Below are 19741 nucleotides of genomic sequence, written 5' to 3'. Positions count from 1 at the left end.
TTCCATGTACGTTTCGCTGCGAGAGCGTTCTCTATTATTATACCGAAAAAAGGGCGGTTCGTTTTCGCCCGCGGTTGTTTAACTCCGCTCTTTATACGGATTTTAAATTCGTGATTCAGGCGGCGACGGGGTTATCCTCAAAGGCGTTGAAAATACGATTAAAAATATCGGCAGGGTCGGGATGTATGAGACCGATAAAGAGATCATCAGGATGATGACGGAATGACTCTTAACACGCGGCGAAGGTGACCAATCCACAAATTAGAAGATAAAAATAACGGGAGAACGCCAATGACGCCTCCCGCTGTTTTTGATTAAAGTTATTTTCGCGTGATCTTACGCGATAAACTTTTTGATGTCCTCTACCGTTGTGGGCTCCGCGGAGCGAACCATCGTGCCCTTTTTCATCTCGACGATCGTCGGGAGCTTCGCGATTCCGAGCTTTTCCACCATCTTGCCGTTACGGTAGCCGTCGATGAAGGCGATCTGCTTGCCGCTCTCCTTCGCGTATTTTTCGGCTTCGACCTGCAGCTTGACTTGATCCTGGTCGATGCTGGAGGTAAAGAGGGCGATCACCTCTTCGGGGTCGATGAGCACTGAGCGGAGGTGAAGCTGCTCGGTGATGTATGAGTAGGCGGCCATCGCTGCCACCGCGCCATCGCCGGCGGCGGTTACAACCTGACGGAGGTACTTGTCACGGATGTCGCCCGCGGCGAAGATACCCTCGACGGAGGTCTCCATCTTGTCATTGGTATCGATCCAGCCGCCGCGGGTCTGCTTGACGACCGAGCTCTCGGGCTGGAGGTAGGCGACGTTCGGCTCCGTGCCGACAAATACGAAGCAGCCGGCGACGGGGAGATCCGAGATCTCGCCGGTCTTGACGTTCTTAAGCACGAGCTTCTCCACAACACCCTCGCCCTCTATCGACTCGACGACGGAATTCCAGACGGGGACGATCTTCGGGTTCGCGAGCGCCTGCTCGATGGCAAGGCGGTCGGCTCTCCACTCGTCACGGCGGTGGATGATGTAGACCTTATCGGCAAAGCGTGTGAGGTAACCGGCCTCTTCGACGGCCACGTTGCCGCCGCCGACGACGGCGATCGTCTCGCCCTCAAAGAAGGCCGCGTCGCAGACCGCGCAGTAGCTGACGCCCGCGCCGGTGAATTCGGCTTCGCCGGGGCATCCAAGCTTCCTGAAGCTGGCGCCGGTGGCGAGGATGATCGCCTCGGCCTCGATCTCGCCGCTGTCGGTGACGACAAACTTGCTGCCGTCTCTGAGATCTATCTTCTGTACCGTGCAGCTTCTGAATTCGGCCTTGAAGTGCTCCGCGTGCTTGCGGAATGTTTCGCCGAGTTCGGAGCCTGTCGAGTGGATCGTTCCGGGCCAGTTTTCAATTTCGTCCGTGATGTTGATCTGACCGCCGGGAATACCCTTTTCAAGGATAAGCGTGTCAAGTCCGGCGCGGCGTCCGTATACCGCCGCCGCAAGACCCGCAGGGCCGGCTCCGATTATTACAAGTTCTCTCTTTTCCATGATTAACATCCTTCCTCAAAGAATATTATTCTTTATAAGTTTTCTTATAGATATGATTATATTAAATTTTATCTTTTACGCCATATAATATGACGAATTATTCCATTATAATCTAAAATTTTATTCATGAGAACAAATTCACTTGGTGCCATATCCTCTAGCGCACAAATCTGCGCCTCACCCGCCGTCTCCAGCAGCAGCAGTCCGCCGCTTTTCAGTAAACGGGGAAACGACTCAAAAAATTTCCGGTAGAGAAATAGGCCGCCAGCCCCGCCGTCAAGGGCCATGTGCGGCTCATAGTCGCGCACCTCCGGCATCAGCCCCGCCATTTCCGCCTCCGGTATATACGGCGGATTGGAGATTATGAAATCAAGGCTGCCCTCGCCGACGGGCGCCTCCGCGGGTTCGGCGTTGCGCAGCAGGACAAGGCGCTTTTCGAGGCGGTGAAACCCTCTGTTGATCGTAGCCCAGCGAAGCGCCTGCGGGCTCTTGTCCACGCCGATACCAGTAAGCGACTCATTCTCCAGCAGCAGTGATAGGGCAATACAGCCGCTGCCCGTGCACCAGTCGGCAAAAGAGGCCGCGCGGCCCGAGGGAAAGTATTCAAGCGCCGCTTCGACGAGCAGCTCCGTCTCCGGGCGCGGAATGAGAACGCCGCGCCCTACCTTGAAGCGGTAGCCGTAAAATTCCGCTTCGTGGAGCACGTAGGACAGAGGCACGCCCCTCGCGCGTTTGGCTGTCATAGAGAAAATCCCCTCACAGGCCTGCGCTGGGATTTCGTCGTCCTTGTATAGAAGTTCAGCCCGGCCGAGGCCAAGACGCCGGGAGATAATGAGGTCCGCCGAGTATTCCGGCCGGGCCGCCGACGAAAGGACGAGCGTCTCGCGGCAGCGGCGGCGGAGCTCCTGCAGCTTCAATATTTTATACCGAGAGAAGTTTCATCTTCTCCGCCTGGTCAGCCTCGGACAACATGCTGATGAGCTCATAGAGATCACCGTCAAGTATCTGGTCAAGCTTGTAGAGAGTGAGGTTTATCCGGTGGTCCGAAAGGCGGTTCTGCGGGAAATTATAGGTACGGATACGCTCCGCGCGGTCGCCGGTCCCCACCTGCCCTTTGCGTTCAGCCGCCATCTCGGCGTTCTGCCGCTGAAGTTCGGCGTCGTAAAGCTTGGTGCGCAGAAACTGCATCGCCTTCGCGCGGTTCTTTATCTGTGAGCGTTCGTCCTGACAGGTGACGACGATCCCGGAGGGAAGGTGGGTAATGCGCACCGCGGAGTCCGTCATGTTGACATGCTGCCCGCCCGCGCCGCTGGAGCGGTAGGTGTCGATCTTAAGATCCTCCGTGCGGACCTCTACGTCTACGTCTGCCGCCTCCGGCAGTACCGCGACAGTTGCCGTCGAGGTGTGGATGCGTCCGCTGGCCTCCGTCTCCGGTACGCGCTGAACGCGGTGGACGCCGCTCTCAAACTTCAGCATGCTGAAGGCGCCGGTTCCATCTACGCGGAAGACTATTTCCTTGTATCCGCCGATACCGGTCTCACTTCCGGAGATGATCTCCGTCTTCCAGCGCTGGCGTTCGGCAAAGCGCGTGTACATGCGGAAGAGGTTCGCCGAGAAGAGGGCCGCCTCTTCGCCGCCGGCGCCGCCGCGTATTTCAATGATAACGCTCTTGTCGTCATTGATGTCCTTCGGCAGGAGCAGCACGCGGATCTCCTTTTCAAGTTCGGGAACGCGCGCCTCAAGCTCGGAGAGTTCCTCCTTCGCCAGTTCGCGCATCTCCTCGTCGTCGCCGTTGATCATCTCTTTGGCGTCCTCGATACCCTGAAGCACGGCCTCATACTTGGAAAAGGCGTCGACGATCGGCGCGAGGTCGACATGCTTTTTGCCGAGCTGCTGCATCTCCTGAGGATCGTTGGCCACCTCGGGATCGGCCATCTTCTGTTCCAGCTCCCGATAACTGGCCTCTATCTCTTTAAGTTTATCTATCAGTTCCATATTCTGCACCACCTGCTGTAAGATGAGCCGCTGATCATATGCCCTCTCTGCGTCATAGGCAGCCCCTGCCTATTTAGCATCCGGTACATCTGACAGCGGAGCTAACTTTTTATTTCTGCCTGCCATTTACCATCAATCAGAGTTCCCCTTATCGGGATCAAGCGCCACGTCAAGCGCGGCTATCGCGACCTCCAGCTGATCCGCCGATGGCTCGCGCGTCGTTATATATTGGAGCGAAAGCGCTGGCATTATACAGTATTTTCCCCAGGTCTCCGAATTTGAGGCGCCGCGGATAAACTCATAGGAGAGTCCGATCACTAGCGGCAGCAGCACTACGCGACTGCCCACGCGCCAAAGCACGGAGCCGCCGCCGATGAGGGAAAAGACGATGATGCTCACGACGATTACGACCAAAAGGAAGGAGGTTCCGCAGCGTCTGTGGATGCGCGAATAGTGCGCCACGCTCTCCGGCGTCAGCGGCGCGTCATGCTCATAGGCGTTGATCGTCTTGTGCTCCGCGCCGTGATATTCAAAGACGCGGGCGATATCCTTCCACATGGAGATCGCCGCCACGTAGCCGACAAATATCACGCCACGCAGGCACCCCTCGACGATATTTTTGCCAAAGTGGGAGAGCGCGAAATGAGAGGTGATATATTCGGATATAAACATCGGCAGCGCAAGGAATATTCCCACGACGCCAAGCAGCGCGGCCCCAACCGAAAGCACCATCTCCCAGGGGGAAATCTTTTCCTCTTCTCCGAGGCTGATATCAGCGGAGAGGGAAAGGGCGCGCATGCCGATCCGCATCATCTCCACCATCGTGGCAAAACCGCGGACGACTGGCCATTTCCAAAAACCGCCCTTCAGCCAATCCGAACCAAGCCATGATTTCAGGCAGATAGCCCCTCCTGGCTCCCTGACGGCAAGCCCCCAGTGTTCGGGGCCCTTCATGAGCACGCCCTCAATGACGGCCTGTCCGCCTACCGGTATTCTTTTGGGAGGCAGCTCCATGAACGCCGAGAGCGTCACATGAAGCAGTGCGGCTGTTCTCATTGCGAGAGCATATCCTCTATATCTTTATAGGGCTGCCCGCAGGAATGCGCCTCATGGCACGAACCTTCGGTGACACAGGAGGGACCGGCCGCGGCAAAGAGCACGGGAGCGGCGGCGCGTACCGCGCGCAGCATCTCTCTGGCCAGCTCGCGTATCTCCCATTGGGCCCGGCGGCAGAGGCGGAGCGCGAAGAAATGGTGCAGCTCGCGCGCGTTCATCGTCAGCACGATACGCGTCTCCGCGCCGTGCGGCAAGATAAAACGCGCGTCCTCCTTCGGGATGCCGAGGGCGACCAGCTCGTCGTAGGTACGCTGGGCCGATTCCGTCTGTTCCCTGAATAGGGCGAGGGCGCGCGGGTCCGACTTGACCGTGGGCGGCACGATGCAGTCGTTGCCGGTCATCCCCACATAACGCTGGCTCTGCTGGGAATAACTGGCCATCCTGTGGCGCACAAGCTGGTGCGTCGCCACGCGGCTCAGCCCCTCCGCCGCGAAGGTAAAGGAGGCGTGTTCAAAGGGAGAGAGATGTCCCGCCTCGCGCAGCATCTTTAAAAACGAAGCGGTCTTTGCCGTATCGAGGCCGTCAAATATCTCGGCCGCGCCCGACGGGCTGTAGCATATCTTCGCCGCGGCGGCGACTACTCTGTCCGCCTCGGGCGTAGCGGCGATAAGTTTCACAAAAACGCTCATTCCGGCACCACTCCTCTGTTATTGTCACTATTATTAAGGCGAAATTTCACTCGCAAACGCGAAATAAAAAGACGTTCCTTATCGTTTCATCTCACATAAATATAATACACTTAGAAATACGGGCATTTGGACCAGCCGATAAAGAGCGAAACATCAAAATCTTGTATTTCGTACAAGTCGCTTATATATCGGTCGGATGCCGGCCGCTCATGGCATGTAAAACCGGGAGATACGAAACTTCACAGATACGACTGCCGGGGACAGTTCCTCCCGCAGACTAAAATAACACGGGCCGCCCCTTTTCGGCTAAACAAAAGAGGGGTTCGCCTAAGCGCCCCCCTCTTAAATCGAAAAGCTATTCGGCGGTCTCGCTGACGTTCTTCTGTCCGTAATTCACGCCGGCATACTTCTGACGGAACTTCTCAAGACGTCCCGCTTCGATGACGCGGCCCTTCTTGCCAGTGTAGAAAGGATGGCATGCGCTGCAGACCGAAACTCTCATATCGCCCACGGTGGACTTAGTCTCAAATGTATTGCCACAGGCGCAGGTGACCTTGCAGGTTTCGTATTTCGGGTGGATGTCCTTCTTCATTTATTGCACCTCCAGATGTTCAAGTACGTCTAACATACAGCAATGTATTATATGCCAGATTGCCGGCAGACGCAAGTTTTTTTATTTCATTTACCTGATTATAAGCGCGTTACGAAAAAACACTGTCCTCAGCCGCGCGCGCCCTCGTAAATTTTTACGATGTCGCCGTAATCCAGCTTTTTTAAGCCGCCGACTGTGCGCGTTCTGCCGTTGGTACACTTTTCGGCGAGCTCCGCGATCTGTGCCTCGCTGAGTTCGTAACCCAGCTCTCGAATATTTGTCGGCATACCTATCGAGCGGAAGAAGCACTCAGCGGCGGCGACGCCACGCTCCGCCGTCTCCCGCTCGTCCGCTGTGGGAACGACCCCCATCACCTTCACGGCAAAGCGGGCGAACAGCGTGTAATCGGCATCTATCACATAACGCGCCCATGAGGGCCATACCGCCGCGAGTCCAGCGCCGTGCGAACAGTCGAACATTCCGCCAAGCTCGTGCTGCAGCTGATGAGAGGCCCAGTCCTCGACCGAACCGCAGCCCGTCAGCCCGTTGTGCGAAAGGCTGGAGGCCCACATCATGTTGGCGCGGGCGGCGTAATTCGCGGGATCATCGCGCAGCGTGCGAGCGCACTCCATCACCGTGCGCATCAGCCCCTCGCCAAGCGCGTCGGTTAAGAGAAGGTCGCATTCGGAGGTAAAGTAGCGCTCCATCGTATGCATCATGATATCGACGGCGCCGTTCGCCGTCTGGTATGGCGGCAGCGTGTATGTGAGCTCGGGGTTCAGCACCGCGAAACGCTGCCGCGAGAGGTCGCTCCGGTATCCGCGCTTAAGTCCGTTCTCCTCGTTCGTGATGACGCTTGAATTGCTCATCTCGCTGCCCGCGGCGGCAATCGTCAGCACGCAGCCCATCGGCAGGGCAGCCTGCGCTGCGGCCTTACCCGCGAAGAAATCCCACACGTCTCCCGCATACGGAACGCCGTAACTGATCGCCTTCGCGGTATCGATAACGCTGCCGCCTCCCACGGAGAGCAAAAAGTCGGCTTTCTCACGGCGGCAGAGCTCTATTCCCTCGCGGACCTTTGAAAGGCGCGGATTAGGAACGACGCCCCCCAGCTCTACATGGGAGACTCCGGCATCCTCAAGCGAGGCGGAGATGCGCTCCTGCAGCCCGCTGCGCTTTACGCTGCCGCCGCCGTATACGATGAGCGCCCGTTCGCATCCCTGTTCACGGATCAGCGCGCCGGTTTCTTTCTCCGTCTCTTTGCCGAAGACGATCTTCGTCGGCGCGTAATAGGTAAAATTCTGCATAATATAAAGGCCCTCTTACTACTTTATAAAGTCTTCACGCATCGGCGTGAAGATATCCAGCAATACGCCGCCGTCCTCAAGCGCTTTAACGCCGTGCGGGACATCGGCCTTGACATAAAAACAGTCCCCCGGTCCGAGCGCCCTCTTTTCGCCGCCAAGGGTTACCTCGAAACGCCCCTTCACCACATAATCGCACTGACGGTGCGGATGATGGTGCAGAACGCCCTCCTGCCCCGCCTTCCAGGTAAGCTCGACAAGCATGAGATCGTCAATGTAACCTTTGATCTTTCTCACAACACCGTTGTCAAGCTCCTCCGATGCGATCTGACTGTCCAGTACAAACATCCTATATTCCCTCTTTCGTCAATAAGATACTTTTAAGCGGCAGAACGGCAGGGAACCGCCATCCCGCCGCATATGCGGAACGATAAACCCGCAGGTCGCTCAGATATAGTCCAAATGGCTAGACTTCCTTCAGCGAGAGCCCCCGCTTCGGCTCCGCTTTGAGCGGCACCTTGAGGATATCGACGGCCTCCATTGTCTTTACCAGCAGCTTCTCCACCGCCTCGGCTTCGTCCCGGCGGCACTCGCAGATGATGGAGTCGTGTATCTGAAGTACAGTCTTCGCCGTGGGGAATTCCCTCTCCAACACCTCGTCGAAGCGAAAGAGGGCGACCTTGGCGATGTCGGCCGCAGTGCTCTGAAGCGGGGTATTCACCGCCACGCGGTTAATAGGATTATTGCCGCGTCCATCGATGGTCGCCACCTCGGAGAGCGGCCGTATCCGCCCAAAATGCGACATCGTGTAACCACGCTCCTTCGCCTCCGAGACGCTGTCACTCATATACTTCTGCACCTTCGGCAGCACGCTGAAATATTTGTCCACCATCTGCGCCGCCACGTTGCGCGGAATACCCAGCCTCTGCGCGAGGCCAAAGGCGCTCATGCCGTAAATCAGGCCAAAATTTACCACCTTAGCGAAACGGCGCTGCTCGGGGGTGATATCGCCGGAGGGCAGTCCAAAGACCCATGAGGCCGTCTCAAGGTGAACATCATGACCGTCGTGGAAGGCCTGAATAAGCTTCTCCTCACCGGTCAGGTCCGCCAGAACACGCAGCTCGATCTGAGAATAGTCCGCCGCGACAAAAACAGATTCCCCGTCGCGCGGCGTGAAGCAGGCGCGGAAGCGGTCTGCCCAGTCGCCGAAGACCGGCATATTTTGAACGTTGGGGTCCTTGCTGGCAAGACGGCCCGTGCCGGTAGCCAGGTGGTCGAAGGTTGAATGGATGAGGCCGCCGCCCTCGCGGCTCAGCTTCAGGAAGGGCTGCACAAACCCCGTCTGCACCTTAGACTCCTCGCGGTAGTTTATTATCTTCTGCGGTACGACACAGAGCGGCTCGGGCAGCTTGGAAAGCTCCTCGAGCACATAAGCGTCGGTAGAATAGCCCCTGTGGTTCTTCTTTATCGGCGGCAGCATCAGCCGCTCAAAGAGAAGCTGGCTCACCTGCTTCGGAGACGAAAGATTTATCCTCTCGCCGACATAGTTTTCGATATCCGCCTCCGCGGCGGCGATGTTGTGCGAAAGCTCATCCTCCACTGCGGCAAGCATCTCGGCGTCCGCGTGTATCCCCGTGCGGTACATCTTGGCGAGCGTTCTGGAGAGCGGCAGGTCGATCTCCAGCATCACCTTATCCAGACCGTACCTCTTTATATCGGGCTCAAAAAATTCATACAGGTCGAAGAGACGCAGCGCCAGCTCACGGTCCTCCGGCAGATCTCCGCCGATGGCGCGCGCGATGCCCTTTAAGCCGCCGCGGTCGGGATGAAGCAGATAATTGGCGATCTCAAGGTCGCGTATCCTCTCAAATGGCGGCAGCGGCAGCTCCGGGGAGAGAGACATCAGCGTCCGGCAGCCATAGAGGGTGAGCGTCCCATGCTCAGACCAGCCGCTGAACTTTTCGACATCTTCGGCAGAGGAAAGGTCAAGGTTAGCCGTCCGTCCCTCCCTGTCGGCGAGGGCGAAACCGCCGAGCAAAATCACCGCCGGCGCTATCGCAAGATCATCCGAGGCAAGCAGCTCATCTAGCGAAACATCAACAGCCTTTATCTCCCGGGTCATGACACTCTGCGCCTCCTCGCCGGCAGCAGGCTCCGTGCCGTCAGCGAAACGTTCCAACAGCTTTTTCAGCCCCAGACGGCGGCATAAGGGCAGAAGCTCCTCCATCCGCGGCTCCCCCACCGCCAGCTCCGCGAAAGGCACCGGCGCCGTCGGCTGCGGAACGATCAGCTCGCGGCTGCGGAAGGCCAGCTCCCGATGCTCTTCAAGCCTGCCGCGGCGCGCCTTGGCCACCGAATCGAGATTTTCATAAATCCCCTCCAGCGCGCCGAACTTACCGACCAGCTCCTTCGCCGTCTTGTCGCCGATGCCGGGAACACCGGGGATGTTATCCACCGCGTCGCCCACCAGCGCGAGATAGTCGGCCATCAGCATAGGTTCAAATCCGTACTTCTCCCTGAAACTCTCCTCGTCATAAAGGTTAAAGTCCGTCACGCCGCGCGAGGGGCGGATCACCGCTATATCACCGTTTATCGCCTGAAAGAGATCCTTATCAGCTGAGAGTATCTTCACGCCCCATCCGTCGCGCGCGCCGGTCTCCGCCGTGGAGACGATGCAGTCGTCCGCCTCTACCCCCTCGCGCATGAAGACCGGCAGCCCCATCCCGGCGCAGAGCTCCACAATAAGCGGCAGCTGCACCTTGAAAGAATCGGGCGTCGGTTTGCGTCCTTCCTTATAATTTTCAAACAGCTCGTGGCGCTTCGTCGGTCCCTTCGCGTCAAAAAATATTCCCAGCCCTTCGGAGGGCCACTCCTCGAGCGCCTTCATCAACATATTCATAAACCCAAGGATGGCGTTCGTCGGCGTTCCGTCCGCCGCCGCGAGATTTTCCGGCAGCGCGTAAAAGCCCCGATACGCGAGCCCGTGTCCGTCTATCAATAGCATTTGTTTTTTCATAACCCATCCTCGCAGTCTTTAGGATATAATATTCACTTGTGGCAATGAGTCTATACGCCGCCAGTGCGGTTCGTCTATAATACTCCAAAGACTATTTTAAAGGAATCGTTTCTGTTATCGCCACATAGAATATGTAAAAATTCAGGGGAGGAAATAATAAATGACCGATAAGGTAAGAGTAAGATTCGCACCGAGCCCGACGGGATCGCTCCACATCGGCGGAGCTCACACCGCGCTCTTCAACTGGCTGCTCGCGCGCCGGACTGGCGGCGCCTTCGTGCTTCGCATCGAGGATACCGACCTGGAGCGTTCGACAAAAGAATACGAACAGAGCATCCTCGACGGCATGCGCTGGATGGGGCTGGATTGGGACGAAGGCCCCGACAAGGGCGGCGATTACGGCCCTTACCGCCAGTCAGAGCGTATGCACCTTTATAAAAAATACACGCAGCAGCTCCTCGACGAGGGCAAGGCCTACGAACAGGACGGCGCGGTCTTCTTCAAAGTTTTGCCGGGCAAACACATCCACTTCCACGACGAAGTCTACGGCGACATCGACGTCGAGAGTGAAAACGCCTCCGTCAATCAGGACGGCACCATAAAAGATATCGTCATTATGAAGCGCGACGGCATGCCGACCTACAATTACGCCGTCGTCATCGACGACTACACGATGGGGATAAACATGGTCATCCGCGGCGAGGACCACGTCATCAACACACCGAAACAGCTCCTAATCTACGACGCCCTCGGCTTTGAGAGGCCGGGATTCGCGCACCTGCCAATGATACTTGGCAAAGACAAGAAAAAACTCTCGAAGCGCCAGGGCGCGACCTCCGTATTTGAATACAACGATCTGGGCTACCTCCCCGACGGCGTATTCAACTTCCTCGCGCTGCTCGGCTGGTCGCCGAGAAGCGGCGAGGAGATATTCTCCCGCGCCGAGGCGGTGGAGCTCTTCGACATCAAAAACGTCACGAGAAAACCCGCGGTGCTTGACATCGACAAACTCAACCACATAAACCAGGAACAGATGAAGCGCATGGCTCCGGAAAAACTGCTTGAAGTCATACGCCCGTTCTGGATACAGATGGGGCTGCCCGTGGACAAATTCGGCGACGGCTACCTCGCCGCCTCGCTCAAGACGATGGGCGGACGCGGCCAGACGACAATACAGGTTGCTGAATACAGCGACTACTTCCTCGACTTCGCCAAAGTGCAGGAGCGTTACGACGGCGGCGACATCAAAGAAGAGCTGCGTCCGAAGCTCAAAAAAATCTACGGCGAACTGCTTGCGGCGTGGGGAGACGGCACCCCCGAACACCTCCACGAACAGGCTCAGACGATCTTCGCCGCCAACGAAAGTTCGATGAAAGAGTCCGCGACGCCAATGCGCTGGGCCCTCACAGGGCGCAAGGTCAGCCCTGGAGTCTTCGAGGTAGCAAGCCAGCTCGGAAAAGAAGAGACGAAAAAACGGCTGGAATTTTACGGCCTGGTTTAAGCATACGCGTAATGCGAAGAAGGCGCGGGCAAAAGTTTGCCCGCGCCTTCTAGTCGGTATAAATAAAACTAACGGTATTTCCTACAAATGTAATTGTTTTACATCACCTAAAATACTGCTAATTTAATTAAATCTTAGCATCCATAACGTTCACAAACCTCCTACGCGATAACGGAATCCTCTGCTTCTAATGCAGCCAACTGACGCTTTGCCTCCTCTGGCGATATCTTTTTCATCCCAAAGCCAGTGTACCCGTAAATGACGGCAAGAACCGGACAAATGAAAGAAATTATAATCCAGGGAGCAAAGGTAAGCACGCTGACACCAAAGACTCCGTGATAATAAACCCCTGAGGACGCCCAAGGAACACAGGCAATGAACATCGTACCAGTATCTTCGCAGGTACGCGATAAGTTGCTGAGGTCAAGATTGTGACGCAGGAACGGCTTTTTAAATAACGTGCCAAGCATAATGATCGGAATGTAACTGATACCGCCAAAAATCGTCAGAAATATTCCTGAAATAACCGCTATAAGAACGGTCATACCCTGTGATGCCTTTTTACCGACAAGGTGTTCCAGCAATATATCAAAATAGCCTGCGCCCTGAGCGATTCCAGTATAGGTATATGCGCTGATGACAATACAAATTGTAAAGAACATGCTGTTTAAACCACCGCGATGTAGAAGCTTTAAAACAGCGGGAGAAATAGCTTCCATGTCTATGCCTGAAGATGTGGCCATACTTACCTTGAAACCAGACATCAGGCAATTAACGCCGTCAGCAAAACTAAACCCCTGTACATAGACTCCCAAAACAATGGCTACCAGTGACGCCCCGAACATACAGGGAACTGCGGGATATTTCAAAAGAGCTCCGCCGATCATAATGACAAACGGAATCATCAAAAGTATATTCCAATTATATATTTGATCCATCTGCCGCAGCATAATCGTAACATTCTCAGACTCTAGAGAACCTCCGGAAATACTGGTTAAACCATAGACTGTATAAATGACTGCGGCAACTATAAAAGCCGGAACAGTCGTCCACAGCATGCTTCTGATATGGTCATAAAGATAAACACCGGTGGCCATCGCGGCAAGATTCGTAGTATCGGAAAGAGGGGATAATTTGTCACCAATGACTGCACCGGCAACGATAGCTCCAAGAACGGGAGAAAGCGGAACTTCGAGCCCCATGGCAATACCCATCAGAGCGACACCAGCAGTACCGGCAGAAGTCCAAGACGAACCTGTTGCTACGGACAACACGGAACAAATCAACAGCGAGCAGAGTATCAGGAATTTAGGGTTTACCATGTGCATTCCATAGTAGATAAGCATCGGTATGGAGCCGGCAAAAATAAACGATGCGACTACGACACCAATCATAAACAGTATGAACACACAAGGCATGGCTCCGTCCAAATGCTTTATGATGGAAGTTTCAATTTCTTTCCATCGCCAGCCAATGCGCATGGCCATTAAAGAGGCTAGGGAGCCCGCGACCAGCAACATTAAAATAATATTGTAGCCAAATATTATATTTCCTATAGTGATCGGAAGAAAAAGTGCCAGTACAACAATGACGGCTTCGGCTAATGTAGGTTTACGGAATGTTCTGTTTTCAGCCATTTTTATATTCTCCTTTTTTGTTTTCTGAATATGCGGTACAAAAAACAAAACAGCGGTACTACACAAGTACAGCACAATACTGTTTTTTTGTGCAGTTCGAATCGGCGAGCCCCTTCGCCATGCGAACTCAAAATCATAGGTAGCAATTTAATGATTTGTGAAGTTTAGCAAAAATATAAATATACATATTTACTTCATTAATGTGGCTGAATTATCTGAACAAATATTAGCACGCACTCACTTATAATGATAATTATATTTGTTAATCTTTCCATTACATTCTTTCATGAACATTTTATGAATTTTTGTATAAAATAAGAAAAGGATTTTTATAAGGAGAGATTTTTATGGATATCAATAAGCTGCAGGTATTTTTAAAAGTTATAGAACATAATAACCTGACGAAAGCTGCAGAATCCTTAGGTTATACTCAATCAGGAATAACTCACATTATAAACGGGATAGAAAAAGAGGTTGGCTTCCGTCTGCTAAAACGTTGTCATTCGGGCGTCTCCCTGACACCAGAAGGAGAACAGTTGATACAATTTTTTACAGATTTAGTAGATATTAATCATCAAATGAATCACAAAATAATGCAGGTTAAGGGTCTGACGCAGGGCAGTATCCGCATAGGCAGTTATACAAGCGTAACTTTATTTTATCTGCCGGAGATTTTAAAAGAATTTCTCAAACAACATCCGAATATAGACATCTCGCTAATGAAAGGCAATTGCAGCGATATGGAAAAATGTCTTGATGAAGGCACTATTGACGTCGCGTTTTTAAGTCAGCAGGATTACCATAGCTATGATTTTATTGAACTGCTGCAAGATCCTATTTATGCTGCAATGTCGCCAGAAAACCAGTTGGCTGAGTACGACCCACTGCCGATTAAAATGCTCAACAATGCTCCAATACTACATTTTGTCGCCCCCACGGGCCGAGATTTAGATGTGGAAAAAATTCTAACCCAGATAACCCCAAGGGTTGTCTATACCACCAATTTTGATTATTCACTGATAAGCATGGCGCGGCAAAACTTGGGGGTTTGCTTGGTACCTGGACTAATTGCCGAAAACGAAAAGGACGGAGTAGTTTTAAGGGAACTATCACCGCATTGTTACCGCACATTGGGAATGGCTGTACCTTTGTTGTCAGATGCTTCCCCTGCCACAAAATCCTTTATAGAATGTGCTGAAATGGTTGTGAAAAAACAAAAGACAACACAGGTACAGACTGACAAATAATCTCTCTGAAATGTAAGAGTTTTTATATGCAATGGCTAACGAATAGCGCCGCCTTTTTTAAAATGCTCAACATCCTCCTGGCAATAGCCTAGTTCTGTCATTATTTCATCTGTATTTTCGCCCATCAGTGGAGCGTTCTTATGCTCCATGTTCCACTCGCCAAATTGCACAGGGGTTGCGGGGATCAATTCATCCGTACCTTCCCTGTCATGTGTAAAGTAGACATAATTGTTCGCTAACGCCTGCGGATCACTTGCCACATCTTTGAAATGACCGATACGATCATGTACGATGTCCGCCTCTATCAATAAACGATCCCATTCCGCATAATCTTTTTCCATAAAAGCCTCATCCAGTATTTTCGTAAAAACAGCACAATGTTCTCGCAGCACCGGCTCATTGTTAAAACGTGGATCAACGATTAACTCCGGCCTGCCAACGACACGGCAAAGAACACTAAAGTAACGCTTATATTCCATAATAGATATATACAGCCACCTGCCGTCTTTACAGCGGAATGAGTTGTACAGAGGGCTAAATGGCTGCCTGCGGCTTTTAGGCCATTCATCGCCATGCCATGTTGACTGGACTAAACATGCGGAATGCCAAATACCTGTCGCATAAAGCGACGTTACCACCTTTTCTCCCCGTCCAGACATCGCTTGTTTATAAAGGCAGGCGGCAACACCGCCCGCAAGTGAACAGCCGGTAGCTATATCCCCCATTGCAAACGGATTAGTCAGCGGATTGCCGTCTTTATCCGCCACATCCAAGAGCGCTCCAGAACGAGACCAAAATGCGGCAGCGTCAAATCCAGGTTTCCCAGACTCATCTCCGTTATGCCCATATCCGCATATGTGACCCCAGATAATGTGAGGATGCTTGACCGACATTGTTTCATATTCCAATCCTAGACGAGATAACGCCTGCAGCCGGCAGTTAGAAATAAAAATATTAGCCCGCGCTAGTAGGCGGTCCATGATTTTTTGTCCATCAGTGCTCTTCATATTTATTGATATCGTGCGTTTTCCCCCGTTTAACAGCTCCCAATATGGGTTGGAACCATCGTCCGCCCTCAATCCCATAACCGCACCTGAATAACGCCCAGGTTCTCCCTCTAACGGCTCAACCTTTATGACATTTGCCCCCCAGTCTGCTAAAATTTTTCCGGCAGACGGGCCGGCGAAATATATCGTAAAATCTACTACCAATATACCATCCAAAGGTTTACCCATTAATCCGTCACCCTTTTTTAAAAAATAGTCATCATGTTATTTAGGCTAACTCTCATAAAGGCGGCTGCCATTGCATCAAGCGATGACAACCGCCAACAAAAGGGCAAATACCCAACCTATAACAGATACCGCCCGTTATAACAAGGCTTCACACAAATAAACAGACATCAATCTTTACTCTTTGCCTCTTTTCTTGCCTTATGCTTAGCCATAAAGCGTTCCTGCCAAATCTTAGGTTCACCCGATGCATAGCCACGGAAATGAGCCTCCGCCGCGTAATAGAAGCTGGCGCGATACTGCGGCTCTTCAATCATATTGAACCACTTCTTCATCGTGCGAATCGCCGTCGGCGGCTTAGAGCAAAGCATTTCACAATACGCCGCAACCTCTTCGTCCAGTTTTTCCCAAGGAATAATCTTTGAGATCAAACCATGATGCAGAGCTTCCTCTGCACTCATCAGACGTCCGGTCAAAGACAGATCTACAGTAAGGCTCTTTCCAAGGTTTGTCCACAGGAGACTGCTGCCGGTGATTGTGGGGAATCCTGCGTCGATCTCCGTCATACCAAAACGCGCATTTGGCGTCGCAATGCGAATGTCGCAAAGCAAAGGAAGCTGGAAACCTGATCCGGCACACGCGCCGTTAACCACACAGACTATCGGTTTCTCAAGCCCTCTGATTTCATCATAGAATGGCAGGAATGAGTCAATCCATTCCTTAGCTTTGTCGGGCTTGATATCGTGGCTTTCGTTGAAGTCTTGGCCGGCGCAAAAGGCATTTTTGCCTGCGCCTGTCAATACCGCGCAGCGCAGGGAATCGTCTTTTGAATAATCCTTAATCGCCAGGAATAGTTCATGCTTCGTTTCGTTATTGAGTGCATTATACACTTCGGGACGATTAATTGTGATATAGGCAACTTTGTCCCTCTTCTCATAGATAATTACAGAACTCATAGCATTACCTCCTCGTATAATAAGTTAGTTGTTCAAGAGCACGTTTCATAGTATTGTTCTTGTACAAAACATACAGACGCTGTGGGCTGGTATAACCTCCTACCGCATAGACGGTTTCCTAAAGGCTCCAGCCACAGCTTTTTACTTGACCGGTGATTAGTCAGATACCGCTTCGACGGTTTATATATAACGAGGATCCGTTGGTAAAAAGTATGTGGTTTCCCAGCGTGCTGTTTCTTTTTGAAAGTGGGGATGGTCTTGATTTATGTTGGTATTGATGTTGCCAAGGATAAGCATGACTGCTGCATTCTTGGCGATTCTGGCACGTGTCTGCGGGAGTCTTTCTCCTTTTCGAACGACAAGGAAGGTTTTTCAAAGCTCATTGCCGCCATTTCGGCTGTTTCCGGAAAGAGCGCAGACTCTTCTCAGATAAGGACAGGACTTGAAGCTACCGGACATTACAGCGCAAACCTTGTGGCTTTCCTCCGTTCCAGCGGATTTCAACCCGTGGTGTTCAACCCTTTGCGCGTGAAGCTTTATCGACAGGCAATTTCACTGCGCAGAACAAAAACAGACAAGGCCGACGCAAAATGTATCGCGGGGATACTGATGTCAGAAGTCTCAAGTCCTGTCACTGTATCTTACCAGATTCAGGAGCTAAAGTCTCTTACACGCCACAGGCACAGGCTAGTTGCCATTTGCAGCAGATCAAAGGTTTCCATGTCCAGAATGGTCGACTTGCTTTTTCCAGAACTGCCCTCTTTAGGGCTCAGAACGGGGCAGGCGTCTACACTGGCGCTTATGGCAGAACTGCCGGGGGCGGATATGATTGCCGCGTGTCGCATCGACCGGCTGACAAATATCCTGCGTTACGCATCAAAGGGCAGGTATGGGAGAGAAAAGGCTGAGGCAATAAAATCAATGGCGAAGAAGGGCGTGTGAAAAAAACTCTGTAAATATGGACCTTCTGTGAGAAATCCAATACAACTAGGGCTAATAACGATCCCTGTATAACAAAATTATCAACCTATTAAGTGGCCAGTGTCAATACAAACACTGGCCGCTTTTTATTATTCTTAGCCTATTCAGGCATCCGTCCTTCATACATTACAGCTAGTTCACCAAGGATACTGCGCCAGTTCCTAACTGGCATACTCCATTTCTTGGTTGCTTCAAAAGTAGCAAGATATAAGGCTTTCAGAAGGGCGCCTGCGCTGGGGAATACGCTTCTTTGGCTGTTGAGCCTGCGATAGGTGGAATTAAGGCTTTCTATCGCGTTTGTCGTGTAAATGACCTTTCTTACCTGGCAAGAAAATTTAAATATCGGAGAGATCGTATCCCAGTTGCGCTCCCACCCCTTCACTGCATTTGCATATTTTAATCCCCACTTCTCAGCAACATGCTCCCTCGCTTCCAGCGCATGGGACTCGTCGGGAGCTTGATATATTGTTTTTAGGTCTGCGGCAAATTCTTTGCGGTCTTTTTCAACCACATATTTCATAGTGCTCCTGACCTGATGTATAAGGCAGCGCTGGTATTCAGTCTGCGGGAACGCACTTTCTACTGCTTCGCGCATTCCGCTAAGGCCGTCTGCACAGAGAATGAAGATATCCTTTACACCACGGTTCTTCAGGGAATTCAGGACTGTCAGCCAGTATTTGGCGCTTTCATTTTCTCCCACCTGCAGACAAAGCACTTCTTTTATACCGTTGCTGTTGATTCCAAGTATTACATAGGCTGCGAGCTTCTTTACAGCGTTATCTTCCCTGACAGAATAATGAATCGCATCTATAAAAACAATGGGATAGACTTCGGAGAGTGCCCTGTTCTGCCATTCTTCGATCTGCGGCATTATCTTGTCAGTCACATCCGATATGAAGCCTTCTGAAACGTCGAACCCGTAAATATCCTGTATCGTTGCCGATATCTGACGGGTAGTCATTCCTTTAGCGTACATAGATATTATTTTCTGGTCTATCTCGGAAATATCTTTTTGTCGCTTTCTTACTATCTTAGGATCGAAGCTGGATTCCCTGTCCTGAGGAACGTCTATGCAAAACTCTCCAAAACTTGAGTTTACATGCTTTTGTTTGTATCCGTTGCGGTAGTCGCTGCCTTCTGAACGCTGAGATTTCTTATAACCGAGATGTTCGTCCATCTCAGTCTCCATCATCTCTTTAATCGTACCCCCCAGAAGATCTTTCAGCGCATCCTGGATATCCTTTGCAGATTTGATATCGTATTCCTGAAGTAGGTATCTGATGATATCTCTTTTCCCGTCTGTCATCTGAACTTTGTGAGTAATCTTCTTATCTTTTGCCATTTTAAAGGCCTCCTGTAAGTAATTTTAATTTATCACAGAAGGCCTTTTTGGGCGATTTCTTTATTTACAGAGTTTGTTTCATAGGCTCGCGAAGAATTCTATTGCCAGAACAAGCAAGGCTCTTTCTTTAGAACTCTCTCAGGTCATTGAGCAGATACGTTTCTTTAAACGACAGATCGCGTTTTTGGACAGACAGATCGCGGCTATGGTCGCTGAAATAAATACGCCGCTGCTGACGATTCCTGGTATTGGCTTTCGTACCGCCGCCGTCATACTTGCGGAGATAGGCGATATACGACGCTTCAAAAAACCTGACCAGCTTCAGGCCTTCGCTGGACTTGACCCGTCCACATATCAATCCGGCAAGTTCAACGCGGCGAACACGCCTATGGTCAAACACGGTTCGACATATCTGCGCTGGTCTCTGATGCAGGCGGCAAGGCTCTGTTCTATCCACTGCCGTGACTTTCGAAACTATATGGAGCACAAGATTGCCCAGGGAAAACATTACTTTGTCGCTTTGGGACATCTTTCAAAAAAACTCATACGCGTTATATTCCACATGCTTTATACAAACGAGGTATTCGTTTCAATGGCTGCCTGATTTAGGATGCCATCACAAACTACTTCTCGTTTCTGACTTCTGGCTTGGGAAGAGGT

At 52.0% G+C, this 19741-nt stretch carries 17 protein-coding genes; 4 read left to right on the top strand and 13 right to left on the bottom strand.

The features are described from left to right. Positions 1-336: 336 nt before the first annotated feature. The 9 genes from trxB to BED41_RS06530 form a co-directional block, all read right to left on the bottom strand. A complete protein-coding gene (gene trxB, locus BED41_RS06570) occupies positions 337-1533 on the bottom strand; it encodes a thioredoxin-disulfide reductase (RefSeq protein ID WP_066744240.1) in 1197 nt (398 codons plus the stop codon). A gap of 68 nt (positions 1534-1601) precedes the next feature. Continuing rightward, complete coding sequence (prmC, locus tag BED41_RS06565; protein ID WP_066744239.1) at positions 1602-2450, bottom strand: peptide chain release factor N(5)-glutamine methyltransferase; 849 nt, start codon at positions 2448-2450, stop codon at positions 1602-1604. A gap of 4 nt (positions 2451-2454) precedes the next feature. Next, positions 2455-3528: a peptide chain release factor 1 gene (prfA, locus tag BED41_RS06560; RefSeq protein ID WP_066744238.1), complete on the bottom strand. Its 1074-nt coding sequence runs from the start codon at positions 3526-3528 to the stop codon at positions 2455-2457. 132 nt (positions 3529-3660) lie between these two features. Further along, positions 3661-4584, bottom strand: a complete 924-nt coding sequence (locus BED41_RS06555) for a DUF1385 domain-containing protein (RefSeq protein WP_084002299.1) — start codon at positions 4582-4584, stop codon at positions 3661-3663. Then, complete coding sequence (gene thyX, locus BED41_RS06550; protein ID WP_066744236.1) at positions 4581-5273, bottom strand: FAD-dependent thymidylate synthase; 693 nt, start codon at positions 5271-5273, stop codon at positions 4581-4583. The genes BED41_RS06555 and thyX overlap by 4 nt, the downstream gene beginning before the upstream one ends. A 355-nt stretch (positions 5274-5628) precedes the next feature. Then, entirely contained in the window at positions 5629-5865 is a 237-nt protein-coding gene (gene rpmE, locus BED41_RS06545) for a 50S ribosomal protein L31 (RefSeq protein ID WP_066744235.1), read from the bottom strand. Positions 5866-5993: 128 nt separating this feature from the next. Continuing rightward, the gene (locus tag BED41_RS06540; RefSeq protein ID WP_066744234.1) at positions 5994-7172 is read right to left on the bottom strand and encodes an iron-containing alcohol dehydrogenase; all 1179 of its coding nucleotides are present in this window, start codon (positions 7170-7172) and stop codon (positions 5994-5996) included. A gap of 18 nt (positions 7173-7190) precedes the next feature. Then, positions 7191-7517 carry a cupin domain-containing protein gene (locus BED41_RS06535; RefSeq protein WP_066744233.1) on the bottom strand — a complete coding sequence of 109 codons (327 nt, stop codon included), beginning with the start codon at positions 7515-7517 and terminating at the stop codon, positions 7191-7193. A gap of 118 nt (positions 7518-7635) precedes the next feature. Beyond that, positions 7636-10185, bottom strand: a complete 2550-nt coding sequence (locus BED41_RS06530; RefSeq protein ID WP_066744232.1) for a DNA polymerase — start codon at positions 10183-10185, stop codon at positions 7636-7638. A 160-nt stretch (positions 10186-10345) separates the two neighbouring features. On the opposite strand from BED41_RS06530, the gene BED41_RS06525 reads away from it, so the two are divergent. Continuing rightward, positions 10346-11686, top strand: coding sequence for a glutamate--tRNA ligase (locus BED41_RS06525; protein ID WP_066744231.1), 1341 nt, complete (start codon positions 10346-10348; stop codon positions 11684-11686). Positions 11687-11847: 161 nt separating this feature from the next. Here BED41_RS06525 and nhaC read toward each other — a convergent pair whose 3' ends face one another. Beyond that, positions 11848-13323 carry a Na+/H+ antiporter NhaC gene (gene nhaC, locus BED41_RS06520; protein WP_066744229.1) on the bottom strand — a complete coding sequence of 492 codons (1476 nt, stop codon included), beginning with the start codon at positions 13321-13323 and terminating at the stop codon, positions 11848-11850. 347 nt (positions 13324-13670) lie between these two features. On the opposite strand from nhaC, the gene BED41_RS06515 reads away from it, so the two are divergent. Continuing rightward, positions 13671-14570 (top strand): LysR family transcriptional regulator, encoded by a 900-nt coding sequence (locus BED41_RS06515; protein ID WP_066744227.1) that lies wholly within the window; start codon positions 13671-13673, stop codon positions 14568-14570. 35 nt (positions 14571-14605) lie between these two features. Here the strand turns inward: BED41_RS06515 and BED41_RS06510 are convergent, their stop codons facing one another. Both BED41_RS06510 and BED41_RS06505 read right to left on the bottom strand, forming a co-directional pair. Next, on the bottom strand, positions 14606-15805 hold the full coding sequence (locus BED41_RS06510; protein WP_066744226.1) for a CaiB/BaiF CoA transferase family protein: 1200 nt from the start codon (positions 15803-15805) through the stop codon (positions 14606-14608). A 167-nt stretch (positions 15806-15972) separates the two neighbouring features. Beyond that, complete coding sequence (locus BED41_RS06505; protein WP_066744224.1) at positions 15973-16758, bottom strand: enoyl-CoA hydratase/isomerase family protein; 786 nt, start codon at positions 16756-16758, stop codon at positions 15973-15975. A gap of 252 nt (positions 16759-17010) precedes the next feature. On the opposite strand from BED41_RS06505, the gene BED41_RS06500 reads away from it, so the two are divergent. Further along, the gene (locus BED41_RS06500) at positions 17011-17700 is read left to right on the top strand and encodes an IS110 family transposase (RefSeq protein WP_157102285.1); all 690 of its coding nucleotides are present in this window, start codon (positions 17011-17013) and stop codon (positions 17698-17700) included. Positions 17701-17839: 139 nt separating this feature from the next. Here BED41_RS06500 and BED41_RS06495 read toward each other — a convergent pair whose 3' ends face one another. Next, positions 17840-19081, bottom strand: coding sequence for an IS256 family transposase (locus BED41_RS06495; protein ID WP_066742107.1), 1242 nt, complete (start codon positions 19079-19081; stop codon positions 17840-17842). Positions 19082-19265: 184 nt separating this feature from the next. Between BED41_RS06495 and BED41_RS06490 the strand changes: the two genes are divergently transcribed. Beyond that, positions 19266-19685, top strand: a complete 420-nt coding sequence (locus BED41_RS06490) for a transposase (RefSeq protein ID WP_168160242.1) — start codon at positions 19266-19268, stop codon at positions 19683-19685. Positions 19686-19741: the final 56 nt, after the last annotated feature.

This window comes from Cloacibacillus porcorum (assembly GCF_001701045.1).
GTDB lineage: Bacteria > Synergistota > Synergistia > Synergistales > Synergistaceae > Cloacibacillus > Cloacibacillus porcorum.
Note: the sequence above shows the minus strand (reverse complement) of the source record. Positions and strands in the feature narration are given on the sequence as shown.

What these genes read in the sequence shown, in the direction of transcription:
- thyX (WP_066744236.1), bottom strand. Translation starts at nt 5,273, where the DNA reads ATGAGCGTTTTTGTGAAACTTATCGCCGCTACGCCCGAGGCGGACAGA.
- BED41_RS06515 (WP_066744227.1), top strand. Translation starts at nt 13,671, where the DNA reads ATGGATATCAATAAGCTGCAGGTATTTTTAAAAGTTATAGAACATAAT.
- BED41_RS06525 (WP_066744231.1), top strand. Translation starts at nt 10,346, where the DNA reads ATGACCGATAAGGTAAGAGTAAGATTCGCACCGAGCCCGACGGGATCG.
- rpmE (WP_066744235.1), bottom strand. Translation starts at nt 5,865, where the DNA reads ATGAAGAAGGACATCCACCCGAAATACGAAACCTGCAAGGTCACCTGC.
- prfA (WP_066744238.1), bottom strand. Translation starts at nt 3,528, where the DNA reads ATGGAACTGATAGATAAACTTAAAGAGATAGAGGCCAGTTATCGGGAG.
- BED41_RS06540 (WP_066744234.1), bottom strand. Translation starts at nt 7,172, where the DNA reads ATGCAGAATTTTACCTATTACGCGCCGACGAAGATCGTCTTCGGCAAA.
- BED41_RS06510 (WP_066744226.1), bottom strand. Translation starts at nt 15,805, where the DNA reads ATGGGTAAACCTTTGGATGGTATATTGGTAGTAGATTTTACGATATAT.
- BED41_RS06535 (WP_066744233.1), bottom strand. Translation starts at nt 7,517, where the DNA reads ATGTTTGTACTGGACAGTCAGATCGCATCGGAGGAGCTTGACAACGGT.
- BED41_RS06505 (WP_066744224.1), bottom strand. Translation starts at nt 16,758, where the DNA reads ATGAGTTCTGTAATTATCTATGAGAAGAGGGACAAAGTTGCCTATATC.
- BED41_RS06500 (WP_157102285.1), top strand. Translation starts at nt 17,011, where the DNA reads ATGGTCTTGATTTATGTTGGTATTGATGTTGCCAAGGATAAGCATGAC.
- nhaC (WP_066744229.1), bottom strand. Translation starts at nt 13,323, where the DNA reads ATGGCTGAAAACAGAACATTCCGTAAACCTACATTAGCCGAAGCCGTC.
- trxB (WP_066744240.1), bottom strand. Translation starts at nt 1,533, where the DNA reads ATGGAAAAGAGAGAACTTGTAATAATCGGAGCCGGCCCTGCGGGTCTT.
- BED41_RS06555 (WP_084002299.1), bottom strand. Translation starts at nt 4,584, where the DNA reads ATGAGAACAGCCGCACTGCTTCATGTGACGCTCTCGGCGTTCATGGAG.
- BED41_RS06495 (WP_066742107.1), bottom strand. Translation starts at nt 19,081, where the DNA reads ATGGCAAAAGATAAGAAGATTACTCACAAAGTTCAGATGACAGACGGG.
- BED41_RS06530 (WP_066744232.1), bottom strand. Translation starts at nt 10,185, where the DNA reads ATGAAAAAACAAATGCTATTGATAGACGGACACGGGCTCGCGTATCGG.